The organism is Streptomyces glaucescens (assembly GCF_000761215.1).
GTDB classification, from domain to species: Bacteria; Actinomycetota; Actinomycetes; order Streptomycetales; family Streptomycetaceae; genus Streptomyces; species Streptomyces glaucescens_B.
This window is the reverse complement of sequence record NZ_CP009438.1, coordinates 6,989,958-7,010,374: the sequence shown is the minus strand read 5'-3', so window position 1 is coordinate 7,010,374 and position 20,417 is coordinate 6,989,958. Positions and strand designations below refer to the sequence as shown.

The following is a 20,417-nucleotide window of genomic DNA, read 5'->3' as shown; positions in this document are numbered from 1 at the left end:
CTTCGCTCCGGCGGCTGCTGTCGCTCCCTGACCGGGGCACGAGCGCGGTGAACGACAGGCCGACTCGCGAGGAGCGGGCCCACCATGCGCCAGCAAGAGGACTCCGTGCACAGGATCATCGCTCTCCAGCAGGAAGTGGAGCAGCTCAAGCACGCTGTCGTCTCCCATGCCGTGGTGGACCAGGCCATCGGTGTGGTGATCGCCTACGCCGGTGTGCTCCCCGGAACGGCCTGGGACGTGCTCAAGGAGGTGTCCCAGCACACGAACACGAAGTTGCGGGAAGTGGCGGAACACATCGTCCAGTGGCCCCGGTGCGAGTGGCTGCCGCCGGAGATCCGGCAGGCCCTGGACTCCTCGGTGGAGCGGCACCGGCACTCGCCCGTGCCGTCCGGGTCCGTGGACGCGCGCTGAACTCCGCGGCACGGGCCCCCTCCGGTGCGGGTCGGAGGGAAGGGCTCAGCCGCGAAGGGTGTCGGACGGGCTGGTGCCGTAGGCCTCCCGGTAGAGGGCGGCGAAACGGCCGGCGTGCGGGAAGCCCCAGCGCGCGGCGACGTCCGCGACGGTGAGCCCGCCCATCGGAGGTGCCTCGCGCAGCTCCCGGTGGGCGTGCGCCAGACGTACGCGGCGCAGGTAGGCGAGCGGTGTGGTGTCGAGGTGCCGGCGGAAGGCGTACTGCAGGGCGCGGACGGTGACGTGCGCGGCGGCCGCGATGTCGGCCACGGTGAGCGGCTGGTCGGCGTGGTCCTCGATGTGGGCGACGGCCCGCCTGAGGGTCGCCGGGTGGGCGTCGGTGCGGTCCTGCGCGGTCGGCTCGGTCTGCGCCGTGTTCGGGAAGGCGGCCAGGACGCTCGCGGCGAGCAGCTGGCCGCCGGCCGCGGCGATCAGCGGCTGACCGGCGGTGGCGGGATCGCCGAGGACGTGGTCGCGCAGGTAGGTGATGGTGTTCGCCAGCCGGCGGCCCGCGGCCTGCGAGTGCGGCCGGTGCCCGGTGAGCCGCACGGGCCCCCGGGCCGGCTCGGGCCCGGAGGCGGCGACCTGGTCCAGCAGCGCGGGATCCAGCATGGTGATGTTGTAACGGGCGGTGCGCACCCGCCCCGCGTACGGCAGGTCGGGCGGGGCGAGCAGCACCATGTCCCCGGGACCGAAGTCGTCCCGCACCCCCTGGTACGTGTGGTCCTCGAGCGTTCCCTCGTGGACCAGGCACAGGCATATCCGCCCCAGCGGCTCCACGGCGTAGCTCATGTCGAAGCCGAGTTCCAGCTCGTCGATGCTGACCGACGGGATGGTGTCCCGCCGGATGCGGGCCGGACTGCTGTCGGGGGTGCCGCTGCTGATCGTCATGCGGGCGTACGCCTCGCAGAGGAACGCCTCCGTCGCTCGCAGGTCGTCGCTGTCGAACACCAGCGAGCCCATCACGTCATCACCCCGGCAAGCATCGGAAAAGTGCCACTGGCGTACGACGTTACCCCCACCTCCGCACCCGGCTGCCCCGAGCCGATCGCGACGGCGGGGGCCGGCACCCCGGCCCGGACGGGGGCGGCCGGCCGTCGGCGCGCGCATGTCCCCCTCATGGCGGGGCACTTGGGGCATCGGACACGAACCGATGCAAGCTGGAAGGAGCCTCTCGATGGCCAGGTCAGTCAGCGGCGGCAGGATCGGGGCCTTATCCGTCGCCGGGATCCTCGCCGGCACAGTGCTCGTCGGCTGCGGCAGCGACGGCGGCGACACGGCCGGACCCGCGAAGGGGTCCTCCACCCCCGGGAGTCCCGGCGCGCGGGAACCGGGCACCCAGGCGGTGCGCTCCGCCTACGACAGGACCGCCGAGGAGGACACCGCGCGAGTGGCGCTGAAGGTGCGGACCTCCGGCGGGGGCGCCGCCGTGACCGCGAACGGCGAGGGCGTCGTCGACCTGGACGACGGGGACAGTGTCATGACGGTCACCGCGCAGGGGCAGCGGATGGAGCAGCGCCTCATCGACCAGGTGCTGTACCAGAAGCCCCCGGCCGGCCAGGCGCCCGGCGGCAAGCCGTGGATCAAGATCGACCTGGAGAAGGTCGCCGCCCGGCAGGGGGCCGGCGGCCAGTCCGTGAACGACCCGGCCCGCTCCGCGGCGCTCGCCAAGGCGATCGACGACAAGGACGTCACGAACAAGGGACCGGCCGAGGTCGGCGGCGTCAGCACCACCCGCTACCGCGTGACGGTCGACGTGGCCGAGCTGCCCGACGGCGCGCGGCTGAGCAAGCAGCTCGGCCCGGCCCTCCCCATGGACATCTGGCTCGACGACGAGGGCCGCATCCGCCGCCAGCAGGTGGACATGACCGTGCAGGCCCCGGCCGCCACGGGGACCGGCACCGGCGCGAAGACCGCGAGCGAGCCGCGGAAGGTGACGGTGCGCACCGTGCTGGAGTTCAGCGACTTCGGCACCGAGCTGGAGGCGGACGCCCCGCCGGCCGGCCAGGTGACGGACATGACCGCCCGCGCCGCCGAGCGGGGTGGCACCCGGACCTGAGCGGGACCCGCGTGACCCGGCCCGCCGCCGGGCCGCGCGGAGCACGGTGAGCGGCGCGCGGGACGCCGTCCGTCCGGGGGCGGGCCGCGCTCGCTCCCGGCCGCCCGCCGCCGCCCGCGGGCCGGCCCGGCGGTAGATTCGCGGCCGTGGACACGTCGCCGACACCCCAGGGCCGCCCGCCGGAGCTCCCGACCCGGGTCACGGGCCTGGTGCTGCGCGCCCTGACCGCGGAGGACGCCGACGCGTACTACGCGCTGCTCGACCGCAACCGCCTGCACCTGAGCCGGCTGGGTGACTTCCGGGCGGAACGCGAGGCCACCCCGGCGTGGGTGCGCGCACACCTCGCCGAGGACCCGGGGCCGGGGCTGCGCTGCGGGATCCTGCTGAACGGCGCGCTGATCGGCCGGATCGATCTGGTCGCCGTCGATCCGCCGCGCTACGGCACGGGCTACTGGCTGGACGAGTCCCACGTCGGCTCGGGGTACGCCTCCGCCGCGTGCTCGGCCCTCTACGGTCACGCGGCACGCGCCCTGGGGGCCACCGAGGTCTTCGCCGGCGTCACACACGGCAACGACAGGAGCGTGGCGCTGCTCCGGCGCCTGGGCTTCGAACCGGTCGCCGACTTCGAGGACTACACCCGCTTCCGGCTCGTGCTCGTGCCGTAGCGGCGGGTTCCCCGGCCGGGTGCGCGGGGCCCTTCGCGCGGGACGGCCGGGAATCTGCGTCCGCCGGAGCACATATCCGGTTCAGGGAGCGCTAGGGTTGCGGTGTACCAGGCGGATGGCGTTCAGCCATCGGAGCACGGCGCCCGAGCGCCCGGGCTCCCCGCCGCGTCCGCGAAACAAAGGTGCCATGCCCGCCGAGAACTCCCCTTTTTCCGGCAACCTCGACGATGACGACTACCCGGCCTACACCATGGGGCGAGCCGCCGACATCCTCGGCACGACCCCCGCCTTCCTGCGCGCCGTCGGCGAGTCCGGGCTGATCAGGCCGGTGCGGTCGGAGGGCGGCCACCGCCGCTACTCCCGCCGCCAGCTGCGCATCGCGGCACGCGCCCGTGAACTCGTCGACCAGGGGACCCCGATCGAGGCCGCCTGCCGGATCATCACGCTCGAGGACCGGCTCGAGGACACCCTCCTCGAGAACGAGCACATGCGACGGAAACTGGCGGACGGCGGCACGGATATCTGATGCCGCCGTTGCAGGCTTTGTTCGCCGGGCGCCCCAGGACAATTTCCGCATGTGATTTCCCGGCGAGCTGTGTTAGCGTGATGGCAGTTGCAGTTTTGGTTACCAGAGACTTGTTTTCTGTACGGAGCTTTTCCGGATCCTTCCAATCTTTCCGGAGGGGTGATCATCGCGGCGACTCGGAATGCGCAAAGGGCGGATTCCGGCACTGCCCCCTAGGGAGATTCAATATGGCATCTGGCACCGTGAAGTGGTTCAACGCGGAAAAGGGCTTCGGCTTCATCGAGCAGGACGGCGGCGGCGCTGACGTGTTCGCCCACTACTCGAACATCGCCACCTCCGGCTTCCGCGAGCTTCAGGAGGGCCAGAAGGTGACCTTCGACGTCACGCAGGGCCAGAAGGGCCCGCAGGCCGAGAACATCGTTCCCGCCTGACGCTGACGCGAGCCGAACGTGGGCCGGGGCCCGCACCCTTGGGGTGCGGGCCCCGGCTTTTCGCGTGCCCGCGCCAGCGGTCGGCGGACGCCCTCCCCGCCCCGTCGCCGCCCGCGAGTCCATGGAAGTCCAAGACGTCGGCGGTCCGCGGGAGTCATGGCGGGCCTCGCTCCGCTAGGCTCCACAGGCATGGCGCACCCTGACGATCTGCTTCTCGGCATCGCCGAGGCGGTGGAGTCTCAGCACAGCAGTCGGATGTCCCTCACCGTCGTGGTCCACGGAGCCGTCATCACCGGACGGCTGGCCCCCGAAGCGCTGTGGAAGCAGCGCGTGGCCGAGGTGCTGCGGGACTCGGCGGACCTGCACCCCTTCGCGGAGGTGTTCTCCGCATCCGACGGCGGCGAGTCACCGCCCCGCTCCGGCCGGCCCACCCACCTCCACTTCCACCTCGCCCGGATCCTCCAGGGCAGCGTCGGCATCCCGGACACCGGTGGCATGTACCGCGTGGCGCTGCAGGACGTGAGCGCCTGGACCATCGGCGACATCCGCTACTCCGACCAGTGAGCACACGCCCCGGACCGCCGACGGGTCCGGCCGGGCACCGCCACCGGGGCCCGGGGTGGTGCGGGCCGTCAGGCAGTGCCCCGGCCGGTCGCGGCACGCGGTGACACGGCCGGGCTTCGGCGTCACCGCCTCCGTTCCCGAGGCGCCGGGGGCGCCGGCGGTCGCGGCGGTGACGATTCGGCAGCCCGGCGGTCGCGGCGGTGGAAAGCCGGCGGCCGCCGCGTCGGCGGCCGGACAGGATGAGGGTTCATGAACGCTGCCCACGTGCTGTGCGGACTCGCCGTCAACCCCGCCCTGCCCGCCGAGCTGGTCGACCGGCTGATCACCCTCGCGGACCGCGACCTGGCGGACGACCTCGCCGACCGTACGGACCTGAGCCGGGAACAGGTGCATGCGCTCGCCGCGCGCGGCGAGGAGGCCGCGGTGAAGCTGGCCCGCTCGGGCCTGCTGCGGGCCTGCGACGTGGACCCCCGCAAGCAGCCGCGGGCCGCGCTGGCCCTTCTCGACGAGGGCGCCGGCCGGGCCGAGTGGGCGCGGCTGTTCGCGTCGCATCCCGACGTCGCGTACCGGGAGGAGCTGGCCGCCTGCCCCGGTCTCCCGGCCGACGTGGCGGGGACCCTCGCCGCCGACCCGGACCTGCGCGTCGTCACCGAACTGGCGCTGTGGACGACGGCGGACCTCACCGGCCGGCTCGCCCGGCACCCCCACGCGGAGGTCCGGTGCGCGGTGGCGGCCAACGAGGCGACCCCGCCGGCCGTACTGGCCTCCCTGATCACCGGGGAGGGGCTCGACCCCGCCCGGCGGTGCCTGCTGTGCGACGGTGCGGAGCAGCCGTCCGGCCACGGTCCTCGCCGCCCGCGGCCGGTCCAGGACCTCCACCCGGGCGCCTCCTGTGACGGCTCGCACCAGTCGGTCCTGTACGAGACGCAGCGCAGGGCGGTGCGGAACCCCGCCACGCCGGCCCACGCGGTCATGGGCTTCGCCGGCCACCCCGCCGCCCCGCTGCGCGCCGGCCTCGCGGCCCGGTCCGACCTGTCGCCGCGGGCCGCCCGGCGGCTGGCCGGCGATCCCGCTCCGGGAGTGCGCGCCGCCCTCGCCGGGAATCCCGCGCTCGGCGACACCCTGATGCGCGTCCTGGCCGCCGACCGCGACGCCGACGTGCGGCGGGCGCTCGCCCACCACCCGCGGGTGCCGCTCGACGTCCTCGTCCGCCTGGCCGGCACCGTCCGGACCGGTCCGGCGCCGCTGCCGCGCGTCGCCACCGCCTCCCCGGCGGAGGTCGTGGAGCTGGCCGCCTCACCGGACGCGGAGGTACGCATGCTGCCGGCGGCCCGCCGGGACCTCCCCGCCGCGATCCGTGACGCGCTGGCCGCCGATCCCGACGCGAAGGTCGTCACGTCCGTCGCGTCGCACCCGGGCCTGTCCGAGGCGCGGCTGCGCAGGATGGTGGACCGGTACGGCATCCAGGTCGTCGCCGGGGTGGCCGCCAATCCGGATGCCTCCCCCGGGCTGCTGGACGACCTGGCACGCCGCCGGCCGCCGGTGAGGAAGGCGCTGAAGGAGATCGCCGGGCACCGGCATGCGACGGCGGCGGCCCTCTCGGCCTGTCTGGCGGACGCCCGGGCCAGGCCCCTGGCCGCCCGCCACCCGGCCCTGCCGGCGCGCCTCCTCGTGGATCTGCTCGGCGACGACGAGTGGCGGGTGGCCGAGGCCGCGGCCGCCAACCCGTCCCTGCCGCCGGCCGTGATGGAGAGGCTGGTGGCCCGCCGCGGGATCTCATGACGGCAGCCGCGGCGGGGAGAATGCGCACATGACCGCGCAGCCGATCAACGAGCAGAGCTGGATCCGCTACGGCCGGCGCCAGTTGGACCACGGGTACTCTCCCCCGGTGCCCGACCGCCTCGACTGGACGTTCTGGCCCGGTGTCGGCCCCGGTGCCGAGCTCCTCGGCGACCTCCGGGGCAAGCGTGTGCTGGACGTCGGGTCGGGACCCGGCCACCACGCCGTGCACCTGGCCCGGGCCCACGGCGCCCTCGTGGACGCGGTCGAGCTGTCCCCCACGCAGCACCGGCGCGCCACGACCGGTCACGGCTCCGAGCCCGGTGTGCGGTTCGTCCACGCCGACGTCGCCGACCACCTGCGCCGCGCGGAGCCGTACGAGGCCGCCTACGGGGTACGGTCCTTCGCCTGCATCGACCCGCACCACCTGCTGCCCGCGCTGCGGGACGGCCTGGCCGACGGCGCGCCCCTCGTCTTCTCGGCGCTGCACACCGACAGCGAGGGCCGCGGCCCGTCCGGCACCCTGGCGCCACGCCGGCAGGTCATCCGGCTGCGGGACGAGGAACCGATCCCGGTCGACATGTGGGTGCTCACCCCGCGGCTGTGGGAGGACCTGCTCGTCGAGCACCGCTTCGCCGTCGAGTCGGTGGACCTGCTGCGCGCGCCGCAGCCCGACGACCCCGTGGTGGTCCAGGTCGTGACGGCGAGGCGTCTGCCGCGCCCGGGATCGCCCCGGGTGTCCAGCCGGCCGCGTACGCTCCGGCCGCCGGTCCCGCACGCCGCCGTGGGGGTCGGGGCCGTCGTCTTCGGCGAGCGGGGTCTGCTGCTGGGCCGCCACCGCCGCGGGACCTGGGAACTGCCCGGGGGAAGCGTGGAGCCCGGCGAGAGCTTCGAGGAGACGGCCGTGCGCGAGCTCGCGGAGGAGACGGGACTGCGGGCGAGCCGCCACGACGTGTCGCTCCTCGGGACACTCGTCGACCGGGTGGGTGAGGTGCCGCGCGTCACCGTCGGGGCCGTCGTCAACGCCTGGCGGGGCGAGCCCGCCGACCAGCCGGACGAGAGCGTCGGGGAGTGGACCTGGTTCCGCCTGGACGAGCTTCCCCAGGGGCTGTTCGTGTGCTCCGCGCAGATCCTCACCGTCTGGCGTCCGGAGCTGCCCGTCGACCGGGCCCCGGCGCACTTCACGCCGTTCGGTACGGGCCACGGCGCCCCGGGGCGCTGAGCGCGGCGCCCGGCGCGGGCTCCCGGACGACGGGCGGTGCGTCAGACGCCCGGGATCCCCCCGCCCTGGAGCCGCTCCAGGTCGGAGGGGCGCACCTGGATGACGAGGAGGGCGATCACCGCGGCGGCCGCGGTGAAGATCGCGGCGGTGATGAAGGCCGCCGAGACGCCCGAGGTCAGGATCTCGTCGGCCCACGGCGGCGGGAGCTGCCCGGTGCGTTCGAAGCGCAGTCGCTCCACGGGGGTCGCCTGGGCCAGGAAGGCGGGGATCTGCCGCTCCGCCTCGTTGTTGCTGGCCGTACCGAACATCGTGACCAGGATGGACAGTCCGAGGGAGCCGCCCACCTGCTGGGTGGCGTTGAGGAGGCCGGACGCGGCGCCCGTCTCATGGGCGGCCACGTCGGACAGGGCCATCAGCGTCAGGGACACGAACTCCATGCCCATGCCGAGGCTGAAGACGAGCATCGGGCCGAGGATGCTGCCCGCGTAGGTCGAGTGGATGTCGGTCAGGGTCAGCCAGGCGAGCCCCACCGCGGCCAGCAGCGCGCCCAGGACCATGAACGGCTTGGGCCCGTATCTCGGCAGGAGCTGGGACGCGAGGCCCGCGCCGACCGCGATGACGGCACTCACCGGGAGGAAGGCCAGCCCGGCCTGCAGGGGGCTGAAGTCCAGCACGTTCTGCACGAACAGCGTGAGGAAGAAGAACATGCCGAAGATCGCGGCGGCGAGGCTCAGCATCATGCCGTACGTGCCCGCCCGGTTGCGGTCCGCGAACATGTGCAGGGGGGTGATCGGCTGCGGGGAGCGCCGCTCGATCAGGACGAACGTCACCAGGATGACGACGGCCGCGCCGAACGCGCCGAGGGTGAGCGCGTCCCGCCAGCCGTCCTGCGCGGCCCGGATGAAGCCGTACACCAGCAGCACCATGCCGGCCGTGGAAGTGAGCGCGCCGAGCAGGTCGAAGTGCCCGGCGTGACGCTCGGACTCGCGGATCCAGCGCGGCGTGGCGAGCGCGATGAGCAGGCCGATGGGAACGTTGACGAACAGCACCCAGCGCCAGTCCAGCCACTCGACGAGCATCCCGCCCGCCAGCAGCCCGATCGCGCCGCCACCCGCCGAGACCGCGGCGAACACCCCGAACGCCCGGTTGCGCGCGGGCCCTTCGGCGAAGGTCGTGCTGATCAGGGCGAGGGAGGTGGGGGAGGCGATGGCGCCGCCGACGCCCTGCAGGGCGCGGGCCGCGAGGAGTTGCCAGTCGTTCTGGGAGAGGCCGCCGAGCAACGAGGCGAGGGCGAAGAGGAGAACGCCGAAGACGAAGACGCGCCGTCTGCCGAGGATGTCGCCCACCCGGCCGCCGAGCAGCAGCAGTCCGCCGAACGTCAGGGTGTACGCGTTGACCACCCAGGACAGGCTGGTGGTGGAGAAGCCGAGCGAGCGCTGGATGTCCGGCAGGGCGATGTTCACGATGGTGATGTCGAGCACCACCATCAGCTGGCAGGACGCGATGACCAGCAGTGCCATGCCGTTGCCGCGGCCCGCGCTCCGCTCCTCGTGTCGCGGAGCGGCCCGTTCCTGGCGAGGGGGCTCGGGGGTGGTCATGGAGTCGCGCCGTGCGGCGGGGATCGTGGCTGGTTTCCCGCCAGACCCGACCCTACGCCCCGGCAGAGGGGCCCACCAGTCGATCACGGGACCGGTCCCGCACGCCGAGTCGACGGTGCGTCACTGCGCGTAGCGACGCCGACTGGGCCGTCCCGGAACGGAGTTGATCTCCCGGCTCCGGGCGTCCATCGTTCGGCACACAGACGTTCCGCCCTTCTGTCCACGAGGAGACACACCGCGCATGGCCGTCATCCACGACACCGTCCTCAAGCCCGGCAAGCTGGAACTGCTCACCTCCTGGCTGTCCTCCCGGCCGTGGTACCAGGGCGGCGCCGGCGCCCCGCAGCTGGGCAAGGCGGGGGGTTTCCGGCTGGACGATCCGCAGGGTGAGGTAGGCATCGAGTTCATGGTGGTCACCGACACCTCCGGGGCCCGCCCGGTCCGCTACCTCGTGCCGCTGACCTACCGGGGGGCGCCGCTCGACGGGGCGGACCACGCCCTGGTCGGCACCATGGAGCACGGGGTGCTGGGGCGGCGCTGGGCCTACGACGGCTGCCACGACCCGGTGCTGGTGGCCCAGTTGCTCGCGCTGATCGACGGCCGGGCGCAGGCCCAGGACCAGAACGCCAGCGACACCCCCGACCGGGAGGTCACCCGCTCCCGCACCGGTGAGGGGCCGCTCCCCACGGGCACCTCAGCGGCCGGAACCGCCGCCGTCACCGACGACCGGGACGGCACCGAACTGCTGATCGCGCCCGGTACGGTCCTGCGGGTCCAGCGGGTCCTGCGGCCCGCCCCGGACGGCCGTCCCGTCCCGCCCGAGGGGGCGCTGGGCCATGTCGCCGGGGCGTGGCACGCGCCGGACGGCTCACGTGCCCGGGGACTGTTCGCCGTCCTGACTTCTGGATGACCATCAGATGACCACTCCGTATACTCCGCCGGAGCACGACCGTCCGAACACCCGGCCAGAGAGTCCGCATGCCGTCATGAAGCATTCCCTGCCTCCGCTGTCACCCAACTACGCGACACAGAAGAACCGGGCCTACCAGGAAAGCGTGGAGGTGCACGGAAAGTGGCCGGTGGAGTTTCAGTTCCGCCCGGCCCAGGGCGACCGCCGGCATCTGCTGGTGGTCTTTTCCTCCGTGGGCAGCAAGTACGGATTCGGCAACGCGCTGGAGAGCGTCAAGTGCAACATTCTCAGGATCCGTGACCACTTCGACGGCGGAGCCTCCTACTATGTGGCCCGGAACATGGACTTCAGCGTCACGGACTCCATACAGGCGCTGATCGAGGAGTACATGCGGCGGCTGCGGGTCACCCGGGACGAGGTGACGCTGCTGGGCGCTTCCAAGGGTGGCAGTGCCGCGCTCTACTACGGCCTGAAGTACGACTACAAGAACATCGTGGCGTCGACCCCCCAGTACTTCCTGGGAAGTTATTCGAAAGGTCACGGCCAGCTCGGGGACGCCGTTCTCGGCGAGGGGCAGCCCGACGAGAACGTGGCCGTCCTGGATTCCGTCATGAAGGATCTCCTCGACAAGGACACGGATCTCAAGCGGAACATCTATGTGGTGTCCTCGCCCGGCGACTACCAGTACGAGCAGGAAGTCAAGCACTATCTCCCGGCGCTCCGGGAATACGAGAACTTCAATTTCCTCTTCGTGGAGTCGCCCACCGTGCGCCGGCACGACGAGGTGGTCCGGCAGGCACTGCCGTCGATCCTGAGCATCGTGTACTCCCTCACGGAGGGCGTCGCGCCGCGGTGGGGCGACGTCCGGATCGGGAACTACTCCGCGGACCCGGAGGAGGCCGCCGAGTACCTCGCCGGGCTGCGCCAGCGCGACACCGCCCTGGCCACGCTCGGCCGCGCCGTTTTCACGGACGGCGTGCTGGAGCTGAAGGGGCACGCCTTCCTGCCGGGCGAGTCGCCCGACGGGCCGGCGGAGGAGAGCAAGCGGCTCGTCCTGGAGAAGGGCGGCGAGACCTGGGTGTACCCGCTGGAGAGCACCAAGGAGATCAGGCTCTACCGGGACTACTTCGACGAGTACTTCTGCGAGTACGAGATGGGCGGATTCGCCTCCCGGGGAGACCTGACCTTCACCGAGCTGCCCCAGGGCACCTACGACGTGTCCGTCTGCATCACGAGCGAGAGCGAGGGAATCGAGCGGCGGACCCGGCTCGTCTCGCAGAACGCGGTGGACCGCCGTCAGGCCTGCGGCGACTCCGAGCTGCTTTTCCGGGGCGGCAAGGGCGGCCTCAAGCTGGTCAAGCGGAGCATCGTCGGATTCGATTCGGAGGGCGTGGCCTTCTCCGCCGAGAAAATCGAGGAGCGGGACCGGAAGGTCCACGCGGAAGGCGTCTTCTTCGTGCCCGGAAGGAATGCCGACCGGGACGCGCACGCCTTCTACTACCTGGTACTGCAGGGGAAGAACGGGTGTCACTCCTTCCCCCTGGGCGTGCGGAGGAATCCGGATGCCGTACGGCCGCACAAGCACCCCGGCGACCTCGGCAACTACGACTCCGGGTACTTCACCACGGGGGCCGGCGGAGTGGATGTGTCCGGTCTCCCGGCGGGCCGGTACACCGTACTGGTCTCGATGAGCGCCGGCGGTGCCCTGTTCACCAAGAAGGCCGGGAAGATCACCCTGAAGAAGACCGGCTGACCCGAGGAAGGGTGCGAGTTCCTCCAGGGAGACGGATTGCCGGGGATCGGCGGCCGGGTGCGCCGCCGCCGGCGACCCGGCCGGAGGGGGTCAGCGCCCCATCGGCGCGCGGAAGCGGGCCGCCCAGTACGCGGTGCGGTCGAGGTAGGCCGTCTCCCCCCCCGGTTGCCGTGGGCGGCCGAGCGGTAGAAGGCCGGATGAGAGCCGTAGGCGCTGTCGAGGTACCGGATGTCGGCGACGGTGGACGCGGCCGTGCGGCCCGTGTAGGGCTCAGGTGCCAGGCGACCTTCACGCCCTCCTGCTGTGCGGCGTCCAGGATGCCCCGCGCGAGCCGGTCCTCGTGACTGCCCCTCCCCCACCAGCTGGTGACGACGACGCCGGCGCCGGACCGGGCGACCCATTTCATGTGCTGGGCGACGGTCGTGGTGAAGTCCCCTGAGCCGTACGGGCCGAGGGCGGGGTGTGGCCGCCCTGTTGCCAGTGCCGCCAGCCGCCGTTGACCGCCGGGCTGCCCTACCACGGGTAGTAGAACAGGTGGACGTCCGGGTTCAGGGGGGCGGTCGCGGGCGGCTGGGTGGTCAGGGTGAAGGTGTCGATGTCGAAGAGGGCGCCGCTGCCGCCGGTGAACCGCAGGACCAGGGGGCCCGAGGCCGTACCGGTGAGGGTGGCCGAGACCGTGGTGAAGGACTCCCAGCCTCCGGTCACCGGCACGCGCACCGTGCCGAGGAGGGTTCCGCCGGCCGAGCCGGAGCGGATCTCGACGGTGCCGCCCGCGCCGGCCGAGGACACCCGGGCGGTGAAGGACCGGGCGCCGGTGGTGGACACGGAGGAGTAGGCGGCCCAGTCGCCGTTGTCGATGTAGCCGAGGGTCCGGCCGCCGCTGGCCGGGGCGTGCGCGGCGATCTGGACGCCGGAGCCGGAGCTGAACGACTCGGCCTCCACGGGGGCGGGGCCGGACGGGGCGGAGCAGTCGGCCGGTGCCTGCCCGGCCGCGTAGCGCACGGCGCCGAGCAGCAGGGTGCGGAAGGCCGGGTCGCCGTAGGACTCGGCGGTGTGGCCGAGACCGGTGTAGAAGGCGCGACCCCTGCCCTGGGTGTGGCACCAGGTGATGGGGTGGTCGGCGCCCATCTGGCCGCCGGCGTAGGTGCTTTCGTCGAGCGTCTGGAGCACCCGGACGCCGGGGCGCGGGTTGGTGCGGTAGTCGTACCACTCGTCGGTGCGCGTCCAGGTGGCGCCGAGGTGCGCGGTGGCCGGGTGGGTGCGGTCCTCGGTGCGGACGGTGGCCTGCTGGACGGCGGGGTGGCTCTTAAACCAGGCGCCGACGAGGCGGCCGTAGTACGGCCAGTCGTACTCGGTGTCGGCGGCCGCGTGCACGCCGACGAAGCCGCCACCGCCGTCCACCCAGGACTCAAGGGCGCTCTGCTGGGTGTCGTCGAGGACGTCGCCGGTGGTGTTGAGGAAGACCACCGCTTCGTACGGGGCGAGGTTCCCGGGGGTGAAGACGGCCGGGTTCTCGGTGGCCGTCACGGTGAAGTCGCCCTGGGTGCCGAGGGCGCGCAGGGCGTCGAGGCCGGCGGGGATGGAGTCGTGGCGGAATCCGGCCGTGCGGGAGTACACGAGGACGTCGAAGGCGGCCTGTGCGGCGTCCTGGCCGGCTCGTGCCGTGGCGGCGGGTGCGGCCAGGGCGCAGCCCAGGGTGAGGGCGAGGGCGGTCAGGCCGCGGCGGGCGGCCCGTCGGATCGGGCTGGTCATGGTCATCGCCCCTTTCGCGCAGCGGCGGTGAGGGTGAAGGTGTCGACGTCGAAGAGGGCGCCGCTGCCGCCGGTGAAGGTGAGGAACAGGGGTCCGGACCCGGTGCCGGAGAGGGTGGTGCCGACGGTGGTGAACGTCTCCCAGCCGCCGGTCACGGGAACGGTGACCGCACCGAGGAGCGGTCCGGTCGCCGAGCCGGAGCGGATCTGGAGGGTGCCGCCCGCGCCGGCCGAGGACACCTTGGCGGAGAAGGCGGAGGCGCCCGCGGTGGAGACACCGGCGTATCCGGCCCAGTCGCCGTTGTCGATGTAGCCGAGGGTCCGGCCGCCGCTGGCCGGGGCGTGCGCGGCGATCTGGACGCCGGAGCCGGAGCTGAACGACTCCGCCTCGTGGGTGGTGCCCCCGCTGCCGCCGGTGGCGAAGGTGAAGGAGTCGACGTCGTAGAGGTTGCCCTGGCCGGTCGGTCCCCGGAAGACGAGGTACAGCTCGGTGGTGCCGGCGGGGGCGGCGGTGAGGCCGGAGGAGACGTCGGTGAAGGTGTCCCAGCCGCCGGTGACGGGAACGGTGGCGGTGCCGAGGAGGGTGCCGGCCGGGGAGCCGACGCGGACCTCCAGGGTGCCGCCGGCCCCGGCGGAGGAGACGCGGGCGGTGAACCGGGTGGCGTCCGCGAGCGCGTAGGGCTTGAAGGAGATCCAGTCGCCGTTGTCGGTGAAGCCGACCGTCCGGCCGCCCTCCGCGCCGGCGTGCGCGGCGGTCTGGATGCCGGACTGGCCGGTGAAGTGCTCGGCCTGGCGGTGGCGGGGCTGGAGGGTGCGCACCGAGTGGCCGGTCAGCCCGCCCGCGTCGGTGTACTCGGCGTCGAGGACGCCGTACAGGTTGGCGGCGCTGTCGTGTTCGCCGTCCTGCGGGACGGTGATGGTGCCGGTGCAGCCGTTCGCCGACGTGATGGCGTGGGTGTGGCTGTCGTGGCCGAGGAGGTAGGTGACCTTCACCTTGGCGCAGTCGACGGTGCCGTCCTCGGGGTCGGTGACCTGGACCCGGAAGGGCACGGTGTCGCCGAAGGAGAACAGCCGGCCATCGGCGGGCGTCAGGAGGGTGACGGCCGGGGCGGTGTTCCCGGCCGTGATCACCAGGCTGGCCGTACCGGTCAGTCCTTCGGGGTCCCGGACGGTGAGGGTGGGGCGGTAGGTGCCCTTCGCGGTGTACGTGTGGCTGGGGGCGGCCTCGGCGGAGGTCGTGCCGTCGCCGAAGTCCCAGTGGTACGTCAGGGCCTTGCCCTCGGGGTCGGCGCTGCCCTGGGCGGAGAACCGCACGGTCAGCGGCAGCGCCCCGGAGGTCCTGTCGGCGGCGGCCCGGGCGACCGGGCTGCGGTTGCCGCCCGCGATGTACTCGATGCGGTAGAGCGCCTGGTTGTTGGTACCGGTGCCGTAGTCGAGGACGTACAGGGCGCCGTCCGGGCCGAAGTCGGTGTCCATCACCTGGGTGCCGTTCCAGGGGAAGTCCTCGATCGTGCTGTAGGAGCCGTCGGCCCTCACCTCGACCGCCTTGATCCACTGGCGTCCGTACTCGGCCGCGAGGAACCGGCCGTCCAGCGACTGGGGGAACTTCACCGGTGAGTCGAGATCCGGGTCGTAGCGGTAGACCTCGCCGCCCATCGGGGATTCGGAGCCGCCGCCGAACTCCGGGGGCGATCCGTCGAGGCCGTACTTGATCCAGCTGGGCTTGGCCGGGGGCAGCTTCGGCCGGCCGGTGTTGCGGAAGGAGTTGTTCGCCGGGCCGCCGGCGCAGTCGTACTTCGCGCCGGGGGGACCGCTCGGGAAGGTGTACTCGTTGTACGTCTCGGCGGTCGTGTTGGTGCCGGTGCAGTAGGGCCAGCCGTAGTTGCCGGGGCCGGTGATCCGGTCGAACTCGACCTGGCCGCCGGGGCCGCGGTTCGCGTCGGTGCCGCCCGCGTCCGGGCCGTAGTCCCCGAGGTAGACGATTCCGGTGGCGCGGTCGACGGACATGCGGAACGGGTTGCGGAAGCCCATCGCGTAGATCTCGGGCCGGGTGTTCGGCGTGCCGGGGGCGAAGAGGTTGCCGGCCGGGACGGTGTAGCCGCCGGTGGCGGTGGGTTTGACGCGCAGCAGCTTGCCGCGCAGGTCGTTGGTGTTGCCGGAGCTGCGCTGGGCGTCGAACTGCGGGTTGCGCTCGGCGCGTTCGTCGATCGGGGCGTATCCGGCGGAGTCGAACGGGTTGGTGTCGTCGCCGGTGGTCAGGTAGAGGTTGCCGGCCGCGTCGAAGTCGATGTCCCCGCCGACGTGGCAGCACTGGCCGCGGTCGTTGGGCACTTCGAGGACGACCTTCTCACTGGCCGGGTCCAGGGTGTTGTCGGCCCTGAGCGTGAACCGCGACAGGTTGAGGTGCCCCTTCCACGGGGCGAAGTCGGCGGCGGTCCCGGTGACCGGGGCGTCGCCCGCCGGGGTGCCGAGTCTCGGCGAGTAGTACAGGTAGACGTACCGGTTCGTGCTGAAGGCGGGGTCGGCGGCGATGCCCTGGAGGCCTTCCTCGTCGTGGGTGTAGACGTCGAGTCTGCCGGCCACCTTGGTGTTGCCCGCGGCGTCGGTGTGGCGGACCGTTCCGTCGCGTGCGGTGTGCAGGACGGAACGGTCGGGGAGTACCGCGAGCGACATGGGTTCACCCAACTCGGCCGCTCCGGTGGCGAGTTGCACCTGCTGGTAGTCGGCGGGCGGGATGTCCCGCGGGGCGGCGGCCGCGGGCGGCGGCAGGGCCACGGCGGATCCGGACAGGGCCAGGGCGAGGGCGGTGAGCCATCGGAGCCCTGCGCGAGGGCGCTGAGACATGACGGAGCTTTCCTTCCTGACGTGGGGGGATGTCAGGCAAGGCGCGCGCCGGCCGCGCTTGCCGCGTGCGTCAGCGGTGCTCTTTCACGGTGAATTACATGAGTCGCACACGAGAATTGCGTGCGGGTGAGAGTCACTTGCACTGTGACGAGGCGTCTTGCTTTTGTCAATGCCCTGGCAAAATCCTGGGCGGGCCGCGCCCCCGCACGGCCCGCCCCGCCCGCTCCGCCGCTCCGTCAGGAGGGGTTGTCGCCGTGCGTGAGCGTCTCCCAGGCGACGAAGAGGTTGTTCGTCCCCATCGGTCGCCGGGCCAGGGTGTACGTCCGGGTGTTGGTCATGGCGTTGCCGAGGCGGTTGTGCAGGGCGTTGTAGCCGATCTCCGTGACGGGGCCGAGACCGCGCTCGACGGTGCCGCCACACAGCCAGGACGGCGGGTCGTTCCGTTCGTACGTGGCGTGGAAGCCGAGGGCGTGCCGGATCCGCTCGCCGAACTCCGGGTAGAGGTCCTGGCCTTGGATCCGGGAGGTCTCGGCGACCTGGGCCATGGCCGCGATGCCGTAACCGGTGTGCGTGAAGTCGCGGCAGGTCTCCTGGGACAGCCCGTTCACGAACGTGGTCTGGCGGTGCCAGTAGGCGATGATCTCGTCCCGGGTGTCACGTCCGTCGCCCGGCTTGGTGCGGGGCAGGGCGCCGTCGGAGGTCAGGTAGACGTAAGCGGGCACGCGGTTGCGGAAGAGGGCCACGGCGTGGTCGTAGACGTCCTTGTCGTCGAGGAAGACGCCGATGCCGATCATCGCCTGGGTCATGCTCAGCTCCCAGTTGCCGTTGGAGTTCGAGCCGTTCCGTATCTCCGGGTGGTACACGGTGCGGAGCATGGTGGCGAAGCGGCCGGCGTTCGGCCAGGCGCCGTAGGCGTGCTTGATGATCTCGGCGGCCTTGGGCCAGGAGGAGGCGGCCCAGGCGGTCTGCAGCGGCGCGTTGCTGTTGGTGTGGTCACGGATGGTGGCCGACCAGGCGTCCATGATCTGGATCGCCTTGGCGGCGTGGGCGGTGTCGCGGGTGACGTACCAGGCCAGCGCGTGGGTGTACGCGGCGATGGCGTCCTGGCGTTCGTCCGTGCAGCCGTTGTCGGGGTTGGAGTACGAGCCGCATTCGACGACCGCGCGCGGGTGCGGCGTGTACGCGAGGGAGGCGTACCGCGAGTTCATCATCTGCCCGAAGGCGGCGGCCTGCGGGGCGGTGCCCGCGCCGACACGGGTGCGCAGGGTGTCGAGCTGGGCACGGCTGACCCCCACGCCCGGGTGGGTGAAGGCGGCGGGGGCGGCCTGCGAGGCGGGGATGACGGGCTCGGCCGTGTCGCGGGCGGGCGCGGCCGTCCCGAGGGCCGCCGGCGCGGTCCGGGCGGCGGGAGCCGGGGCGGGCCGGCCGGCCGCGGCCGGTGCCGCGAGGACACCCGCCAGGAGGGCGCCGGCCGCGGCGAGGAGGGTGGGTTTGAGGACTCCGGCGCGCATGGGGGGCCTTTCCGTCGGCATCGCGTTCACATACGTGATCGATGCTTGAGTGCGTGAATGGCGGCTGATTCCGGAAGCTAGCCGCGCGCCATGGGCACGTCAAGGTCTGGACCTGCATGCGCGCCGGGCGGAAGGCGGCCTCGCGCGCCGCGCGGCAGCCCCGCCACCGTCGGCCGCGCCACCGGCGCCACCGCCCCTCCGGGCGCGAGATGACTCACACGGAGATCGGGAAACAGCCGTCGCGGGCGGGGCGGTCATGCCTGGTGACACGCCCTTTCGGGACACCGCGTCGCGCGAGTCTCACGCTGCGTCACGGGGTGAACGGCACCTATCGTCGCTTTTCGGCCCGCCGACAGCGTCGCCGCGCGGACCCGTCCCTGTTCCCGACGAAAGGCAGGCGAGCGAACTCTTGTCGACCGCGACAGTCGCCGCTCCCCCGTCCGCACCGCAGACCCGCCACGCGCACACCCCCGACGCCACGGTCACCGACCCCGCGCTGGTCAAGCGCGCCGCCAAGGCGGCAGCGCTGGGCAACGCCATGGAATGGTTCGACTTCGGTGTCTACAGCTACATCGCGGTCACGCTCGGCAAGGTCTTCTTCCCCTCGGGCAATCCCACCGCACAGCTGCTGTCCACGTTCGGCGCCTTCGCCGCGGCCTTCCTGGTCCGTCCGCTCGGCGGCATGGTCTTCGGACCGCTCGGCGACCGCGTCGGCCGGCAGAAGGTCCTCGCCCTGACCATGATCATGATGGCGGCGGGCACCTTCGCCATCGGCCTGATCCCGTCGTACGCGGCGATCGGCGTGGGCGCGCCCGTCCTGCTGCTGGCGGCCCGGCTGGTCCAGGGCTTCTCCACCGGCGGCGAGTACGCGGGCGCGTCCACGTTCATCGCCGAGTACGCCCCCGACAAGCGGCGCGGCTTCCTCGGCAGCTGGCTGGAGTTCGGGACGCTCGCCGGGTACATCGGCGGCGCCGGACTGGTGACACTGCTGACGGCCGTGCTGTCGGCCGACGACCTGCTGTCGTGGGGCTGGCGGCTGCCGTTCCTGATCGCGGGCCCCATGGGCCTCATCGGCCTGTACCTGCGGATGCGCCTGGAGGAGACCCCGGCCTTCGCGGCCGAGGTGGAGAAGGCCGAGGCCGCCCGGCCCAAGGTGCCGCTGCGGGAGATGGTCGCCGGCCAGTGGCGGGCGCTGCTGCTCTGCGTCGGCCTGGTGCTGGTCTTCAACGTGACCGACTACATGCTGCTGTCGTACATGCCCAGCTATCTGACCAGTGAGCTGCACTACGACGCGACGCACGGCCTGCTGGTGGTCCTGGCCGTCATGGCGCTGATGATGATCGCGCAGCCGTTCGTGGGCGCGCTGACCGACCGGGTCGGCCGCCGTCCGGTGATCGCGGTGGGCTGCGCGGGCTTCCTGTTCCTGTCCGTCCCCGCGCTGCTGCTGATCCGGGACGGCAGTCTGGCCGCCGTCGGCCTGGGCATGGGCGCACTGGGCCTGCTGCTGGTCTGCTTCACCGCGGCCATGCCGGCGGCGCTTCCCGCGCTGTTCCCGACCCGGGTCCGCTACGGTTCCCTGTCGATCGGCTTCAACGTGTCCGTGTCCCTGTTCGGCGGCACGACCCCGCTGGTGGTCACGGCCCTGATCGGTGCGACCGGCGACATGATGATGCCCGCCTACTACATGATGGCCGCCGCCGTCATCGGCGGTTTCGCGGTGTGGCGCATGGCCGAGTCGGCCGGTCGCCCGCTGCCGGGTTCGGCGCCCTCGGTCGAGGCCCCGAGGAGCTGAGCGACCGGTCCTCGGAGCCGGCCGCCGCAGCCGCCACCGCGAACGGCCCGCCCGCCGCCCCTCGGCAGTGACCGAGGGGCGGCGGGCGGTTCCGCGTTCGCCCTACGGGGCGCAGGCCTCGGCGATCGACCGGCTGTTCTCGTAGAGGTGGTGCCGGGTGATGCGGCCGTTCTCGACGGTCAGGTGCAGCGCGAACGGCCCCTCGAAGGACTTCCCCGTCGCCCGTACGGTGCCCGACAGGTGTCCCGCCAGCACGGCGTCGGTCCCGTCGACGAGGAACGTGTGGACGGAGGCACGCGCGTCCTCGGGCACGGTGTACGCCGTCAGCTCCTCGGCCTGCGCGGCGCACTCGGCGGCGGTGGACCGCGGGCGGATCCACGGCACGCCGGGGTTCTCGGCGAGCTGCCAGTCGACTTCGTCGGCGAAGAGCCGGACGAGTTTCGCGGTGTCCCCGGCCAGCCGGGCCGCGAGGAACTCTTCCACGACGGCCCGGGTGGCCTCCGCGACCGTCTGCTGGGGGGCCGACGACGCCTCGGTAACGGTGCTCTTCACGGACATGGCG

The 20,417-nt window shown here is 72.7% G+C and carries 18 protein-coding genes; 11 read left to right on the top strand and 7 right to left on the bottom strand.

Translation table 11 applies throughout. From position 1 onward, the window contains the following. Positions 1-84: 84 nt before the first annotated feature. Positions 85-411, top strand: a complete 327-nt coding sequence (locus SGLAU_RS30325; protein ID WP_043505765.1) for an ANTAR domain-containing protein — start codon at positions 85-87, stop codon at positions 409-411. Positions 412-456: 45 nt separating this feature from the next. Here the strand turns inward: SGLAU_RS30325 and SGLAU_RS30320 are convergent, their stop codons facing one another. Beyond that, a complete protein-coding gene (locus tag SGLAU_RS30320) occupies positions 457-1,413 on the bottom strand; it encodes a helix-turn-helix transcriptional regulator (protein WP_043505764.1) in 957 nt (318 codons plus the stop codon). Positions 1,414-1,627: 214 nt separating this feature from the next. Between SGLAU_RS30320 and SGLAU_RS30315 the strand changes: the two genes are divergently transcribed. The 7 genes from SGLAU_RS30315 to SGLAU_RS36785 all read left to right on the top strand — a co-directional run bounded on the left by SGLAU_RS30315 (position 1,628) and on the right by SGLAU_RS36785 (position 7,696). Next, entirely contained in the window at positions 1,628-2,509 is an 882-nt protein-coding gene (locus SGLAU_RS30315) for a hypothetical protein (protein ID WP_043505762.1), read from the top strand. Between the two features lie 146 nt (positions 2,510-2,655). Further along, positions 2,656-3,174, top strand: a complete 519-nt coding sequence (locus SGLAU_RS30310; protein ID WP_043505761.1) for a GNAT family N-acetyltransferase — start codon at positions 2,656-2,658, stop codon at positions 3,172-3,174. A 187-nt stretch (positions 3,175-3,361) separates the two neighbouring features. Further along, positions 3,362-3,700, top strand: a complete 339-nt coding sequence (locus tag SGLAU_RS30305) for a helix-turn-helix domain-containing protein (protein ID WP_043505760.1) — start codon at positions 3,362-3,364, stop codon at positions 3,698-3,700. A gap of 227 nt (positions 3,701-3,927) precedes the next feature. Then, a complete protein-coding gene (locus SGLAU_RS30300) occupies positions 3,928-4,131 on the top strand; it encodes a cold-shock protein (protein WP_007383480.1) in 204 nt (67 codons plus the stop codon). A 189-nt stretch (positions 4,132-4,320) separates the two neighbouring features. Next, a complete protein-coding gene (locus SGLAU_RS30295; RefSeq protein ID WP_043505759.1) occupies positions 4,321-4,695 on the top strand; it encodes a hypothetical protein in 375 nt (124 codons plus the stop codon). Between the two features lie 249 nt (positions 4,696-4,944). Then, complete coding sequence (locus SGLAU_RS30290; RefSeq protein WP_043505757.1) at positions 4,945-6,477, top strand: hypothetical protein; 1,533 nt, start codon at positions 4,945-4,947, stop codon at positions 6,475-6,477. A 28-nt stretch (positions 6,478-6,505) separates the two neighbouring features. Continuing rightward, on the top strand, positions 6,506-7,696 hold the full coding sequence (locus SGLAU_RS36785; RefSeq protein ID WP_043505756.1) for a bifunctional class I SAM-dependent methyltransferase/NUDIX hydrolase: 1,191 nt from the start codon (positions 6,506-6,508) through the stop codon (positions 7,694-7,696). A 41-nt stretch (positions 7,697-7,737) separates the two neighbouring features. Here the strand turns inward: SGLAU_RS36785 and SGLAU_RS30280 are convergent, their stop codons facing one another. Continuing rightward, positions 7,738-9,216: an MFS transporter gene (locus SGLAU_RS30280; RefSeq protein ID WP_043505755.1), complete on the bottom strand. Its 1,479-nt coding sequence runs from the start codon at positions 9,214-9,216 to the stop codon at positions 7,738-7,740. A 319-nt stretch (positions 9,217-9,535) separates the two neighbouring features. Here SGLAU_RS30280 and SGLAU_RS30275 point away from each other — a divergent pair, with 319 nt between their 5' ends. Both SGLAU_RS30275 and SGLAU_RS30270 read left to right on the top strand, forming a co-directional pair. After that, positions 9,536-10,204: a maltokinase N-terminal cap-like domain-containing protein gene (locus tag SGLAU_RS30275; RefSeq protein ID WP_043505754.1), complete on the top strand. Its 669-nt coding sequence runs from the start codon at positions 9,536-9,538 to the stop codon at positions 10,202-10,204. Between the two features lie 76 nt (positions 10,205-10,280). Further along, complete coding sequence (locus SGLAU_RS30270) at positions 10,281-11,957, top strand: hypothetical protein (RefSeq protein ID WP_052413964.1); 1,677 nt, start codon at positions 10,281-10,283, stop codon at positions 11,955-11,957. Here SGLAU_RS30270 and SGLAU_RS35020 read toward each other — a convergent pair. The 4 genes from SGLAU_RS35020 to SGLAU_RS30255 form a co-directional block, all read right to left on the bottom strand. Next, positions 11,935-12,477: a hypothetical protein gene (locus tag SGLAU_RS35020; protein ID WP_107408982.1), complete on the bottom strand. Its 543-nt coding sequence runs from the start codon at positions 12,475-12,477 to the stop codon at positions 11,935-11,937. The genes SGLAU_RS30270 and SGLAU_RS35020 overlap by 23 nt on opposite strands. Then, positions 12,471-13,709 carry a ThuA domain-containing protein gene (locus SGLAU_RS30265; RefSeq protein ID WP_052413963.1) on the bottom strand — a complete coding sequence of 413 codons (1,239 nt, stop codon included), beginning with the start codon at positions 13,707-13,709 and terminating at the stop codon, positions 12,471-12,473. The genes SGLAU_RS35020 and SGLAU_RS30265 overlap by 7 nt, the downstream gene beginning before the upstream one ends. Positions 13,710-13,711: 2 nt before the next feature. Then, positions 13,712-16,552, bottom strand: a complete 2,841-nt coding sequence (locus SGLAU_RS30260; protein WP_043505752.1) for a carbohydrate-binding protein — start codon at positions 16,550-16,552, stop codon at positions 13,712-13,714. 236 nt (positions 16,553-16,788) lie between these two features. Further along, positions 16,789-18,063 carry an alginate lyase family protein gene (locus SGLAU_RS30255; RefSeq protein WP_043505751.1) on the bottom strand — a complete coding sequence of 425 codons (1,275 nt, stop codon included), beginning with the start codon at positions 18,061-18,063 and terminating at the stop codon, positions 16,789-16,791. Positions 18,064-18,472: 409 nt separating this feature from the next. Between SGLAU_RS30255 and proP the strand changes: the two genes are divergently transcribed. After that, positions 18,473-19,855, top strand: a complete 1,383-nt coding sequence (proP, locus tag SGLAU_RS30250; RefSeq protein WP_043505750.1) for a glycine betaine/L-proline transporter ProP — start codon at positions 18,473-18,475, stop codon at positions 19,853-19,855. 102 nt (positions 19,856-19,957) lie between these two features. On the opposite strand, the gene SGLAU_RS30245 is transcribed toward proP, so the two are convergent. Next, positions 19,958-20,413 (bottom strand): nuclear transport factor 2 family protein, encoded by a 456-nt coding sequence (locus tag SGLAU_RS30245; protein ID WP_043505749.1) that lies wholly within the window; start codon positions 20,411-20,413, stop codon positions 19,958-19,960. Positions 20,414-20,417 lie beyond the last annotated feature (4 nt).

Coding starts and splice junctions, on each gene's coding strand:
- SGLAU_RS30295 (WP_043505759.1), top strand. CDS start 4,321: ATGGCGCACCCTGACGATCTGCTTCTCGGCATCGCCGAGGCGGTGGAG.
- SGLAU_RS30300 (WP_007383480.1), top strand. CDS start 3,928: ATGGCATCTGGCACCGTGAAGTGGTTCAACGCGGAAAAGGGCTTCGGC.
- SGLAU_RS30280 (WP_043505755.1), bottom strand. CDS start 9,216: ATGGCACTGCTGGTCATCGCGTCCTGCCAGCTGATGGTGGTGCTCGAC.
- SGLAU_RS30315 (WP_043505762.1), top strand. CDS start 1,628: ATGGCCAGGTCAGTCAGCGGCGGCAGGATCGGGGCCTTATCCGTCGCC.
- SGLAU_RS30260 (WP_043505752.1), bottom strand. CDS start 16,552: ATGTCTCAGCGCCCTCGCGCAGGGCTCCGATGGCTCACCGCCCTCGCC.
- SGLAU_RS36785 (WP_043505756.1), top strand. CDS start 6,506: ATGACCGCGCAGCCGATCAACGAGCAGAGCTGGATCCGCTACGGCCGG.
- SGLAU_RS30270 (WP_052413964.1), top strand. CDS start 10,281: ATGAAGCATTCCCTGCCTCCGCTGTCACCCAACTACGCGACACAGAAG.
- SGLAU_RS30255 (WP_043505751.1), bottom strand. CDS start 18,063: ATGCGCGCCGGAGTCCTCAAACCCACCCTCCTCGCCGCGGCCGGCGCC.
- SGLAU_RS30265 (WP_052413963.1), bottom strand. CDS start 13,709: ATGACCAGCCCGATCCGACGGGCCGCCCGCCGCGGCCTGACCGCCCTC.
- SGLAU_RS30320 (WP_043505764.1), bottom strand. CDS start 1,413: ATGGGCTCGCTGGTGTTCGACAGCGACGACCTGCGAGCGACGGAGGCG.
- SGLAU_RS30305 (WP_043505760.1), top strand. CDS start 3,362: ATGCCCGCCGAGAACTCCCCTTTTTCCGGCAACCTCGACGATGACGAC.
- SGLAU_RS30290 (WP_043505757.1), top strand. CDS start 4,945: ATGAACGCTGCCCACGTGCTGTGCGGACTCGCCGTCAACCCCGCCCTG.
- SGLAU_RS30325 (WP_043505765.1), top strand. CDS start 85: ATGCGCCAGCAAGAGGACTCCGTGCACAGGATCATCGCTCTCCAGCAG.
- SGLAU_RS30245 (WP_043505749.1), bottom strand. CDS start 20,413: ATGTCCGTGAAGAGCACCGTTACCGAGGCGTCGTCGGCCCCCCAGCAG.
- SGLAU_RS30275 (WP_043505754.1), top strand. CDS start 9,536: ATGGCCGTCATCCACGACACCGTCCTCAAGCCCGGCAAGCTGGAACTG.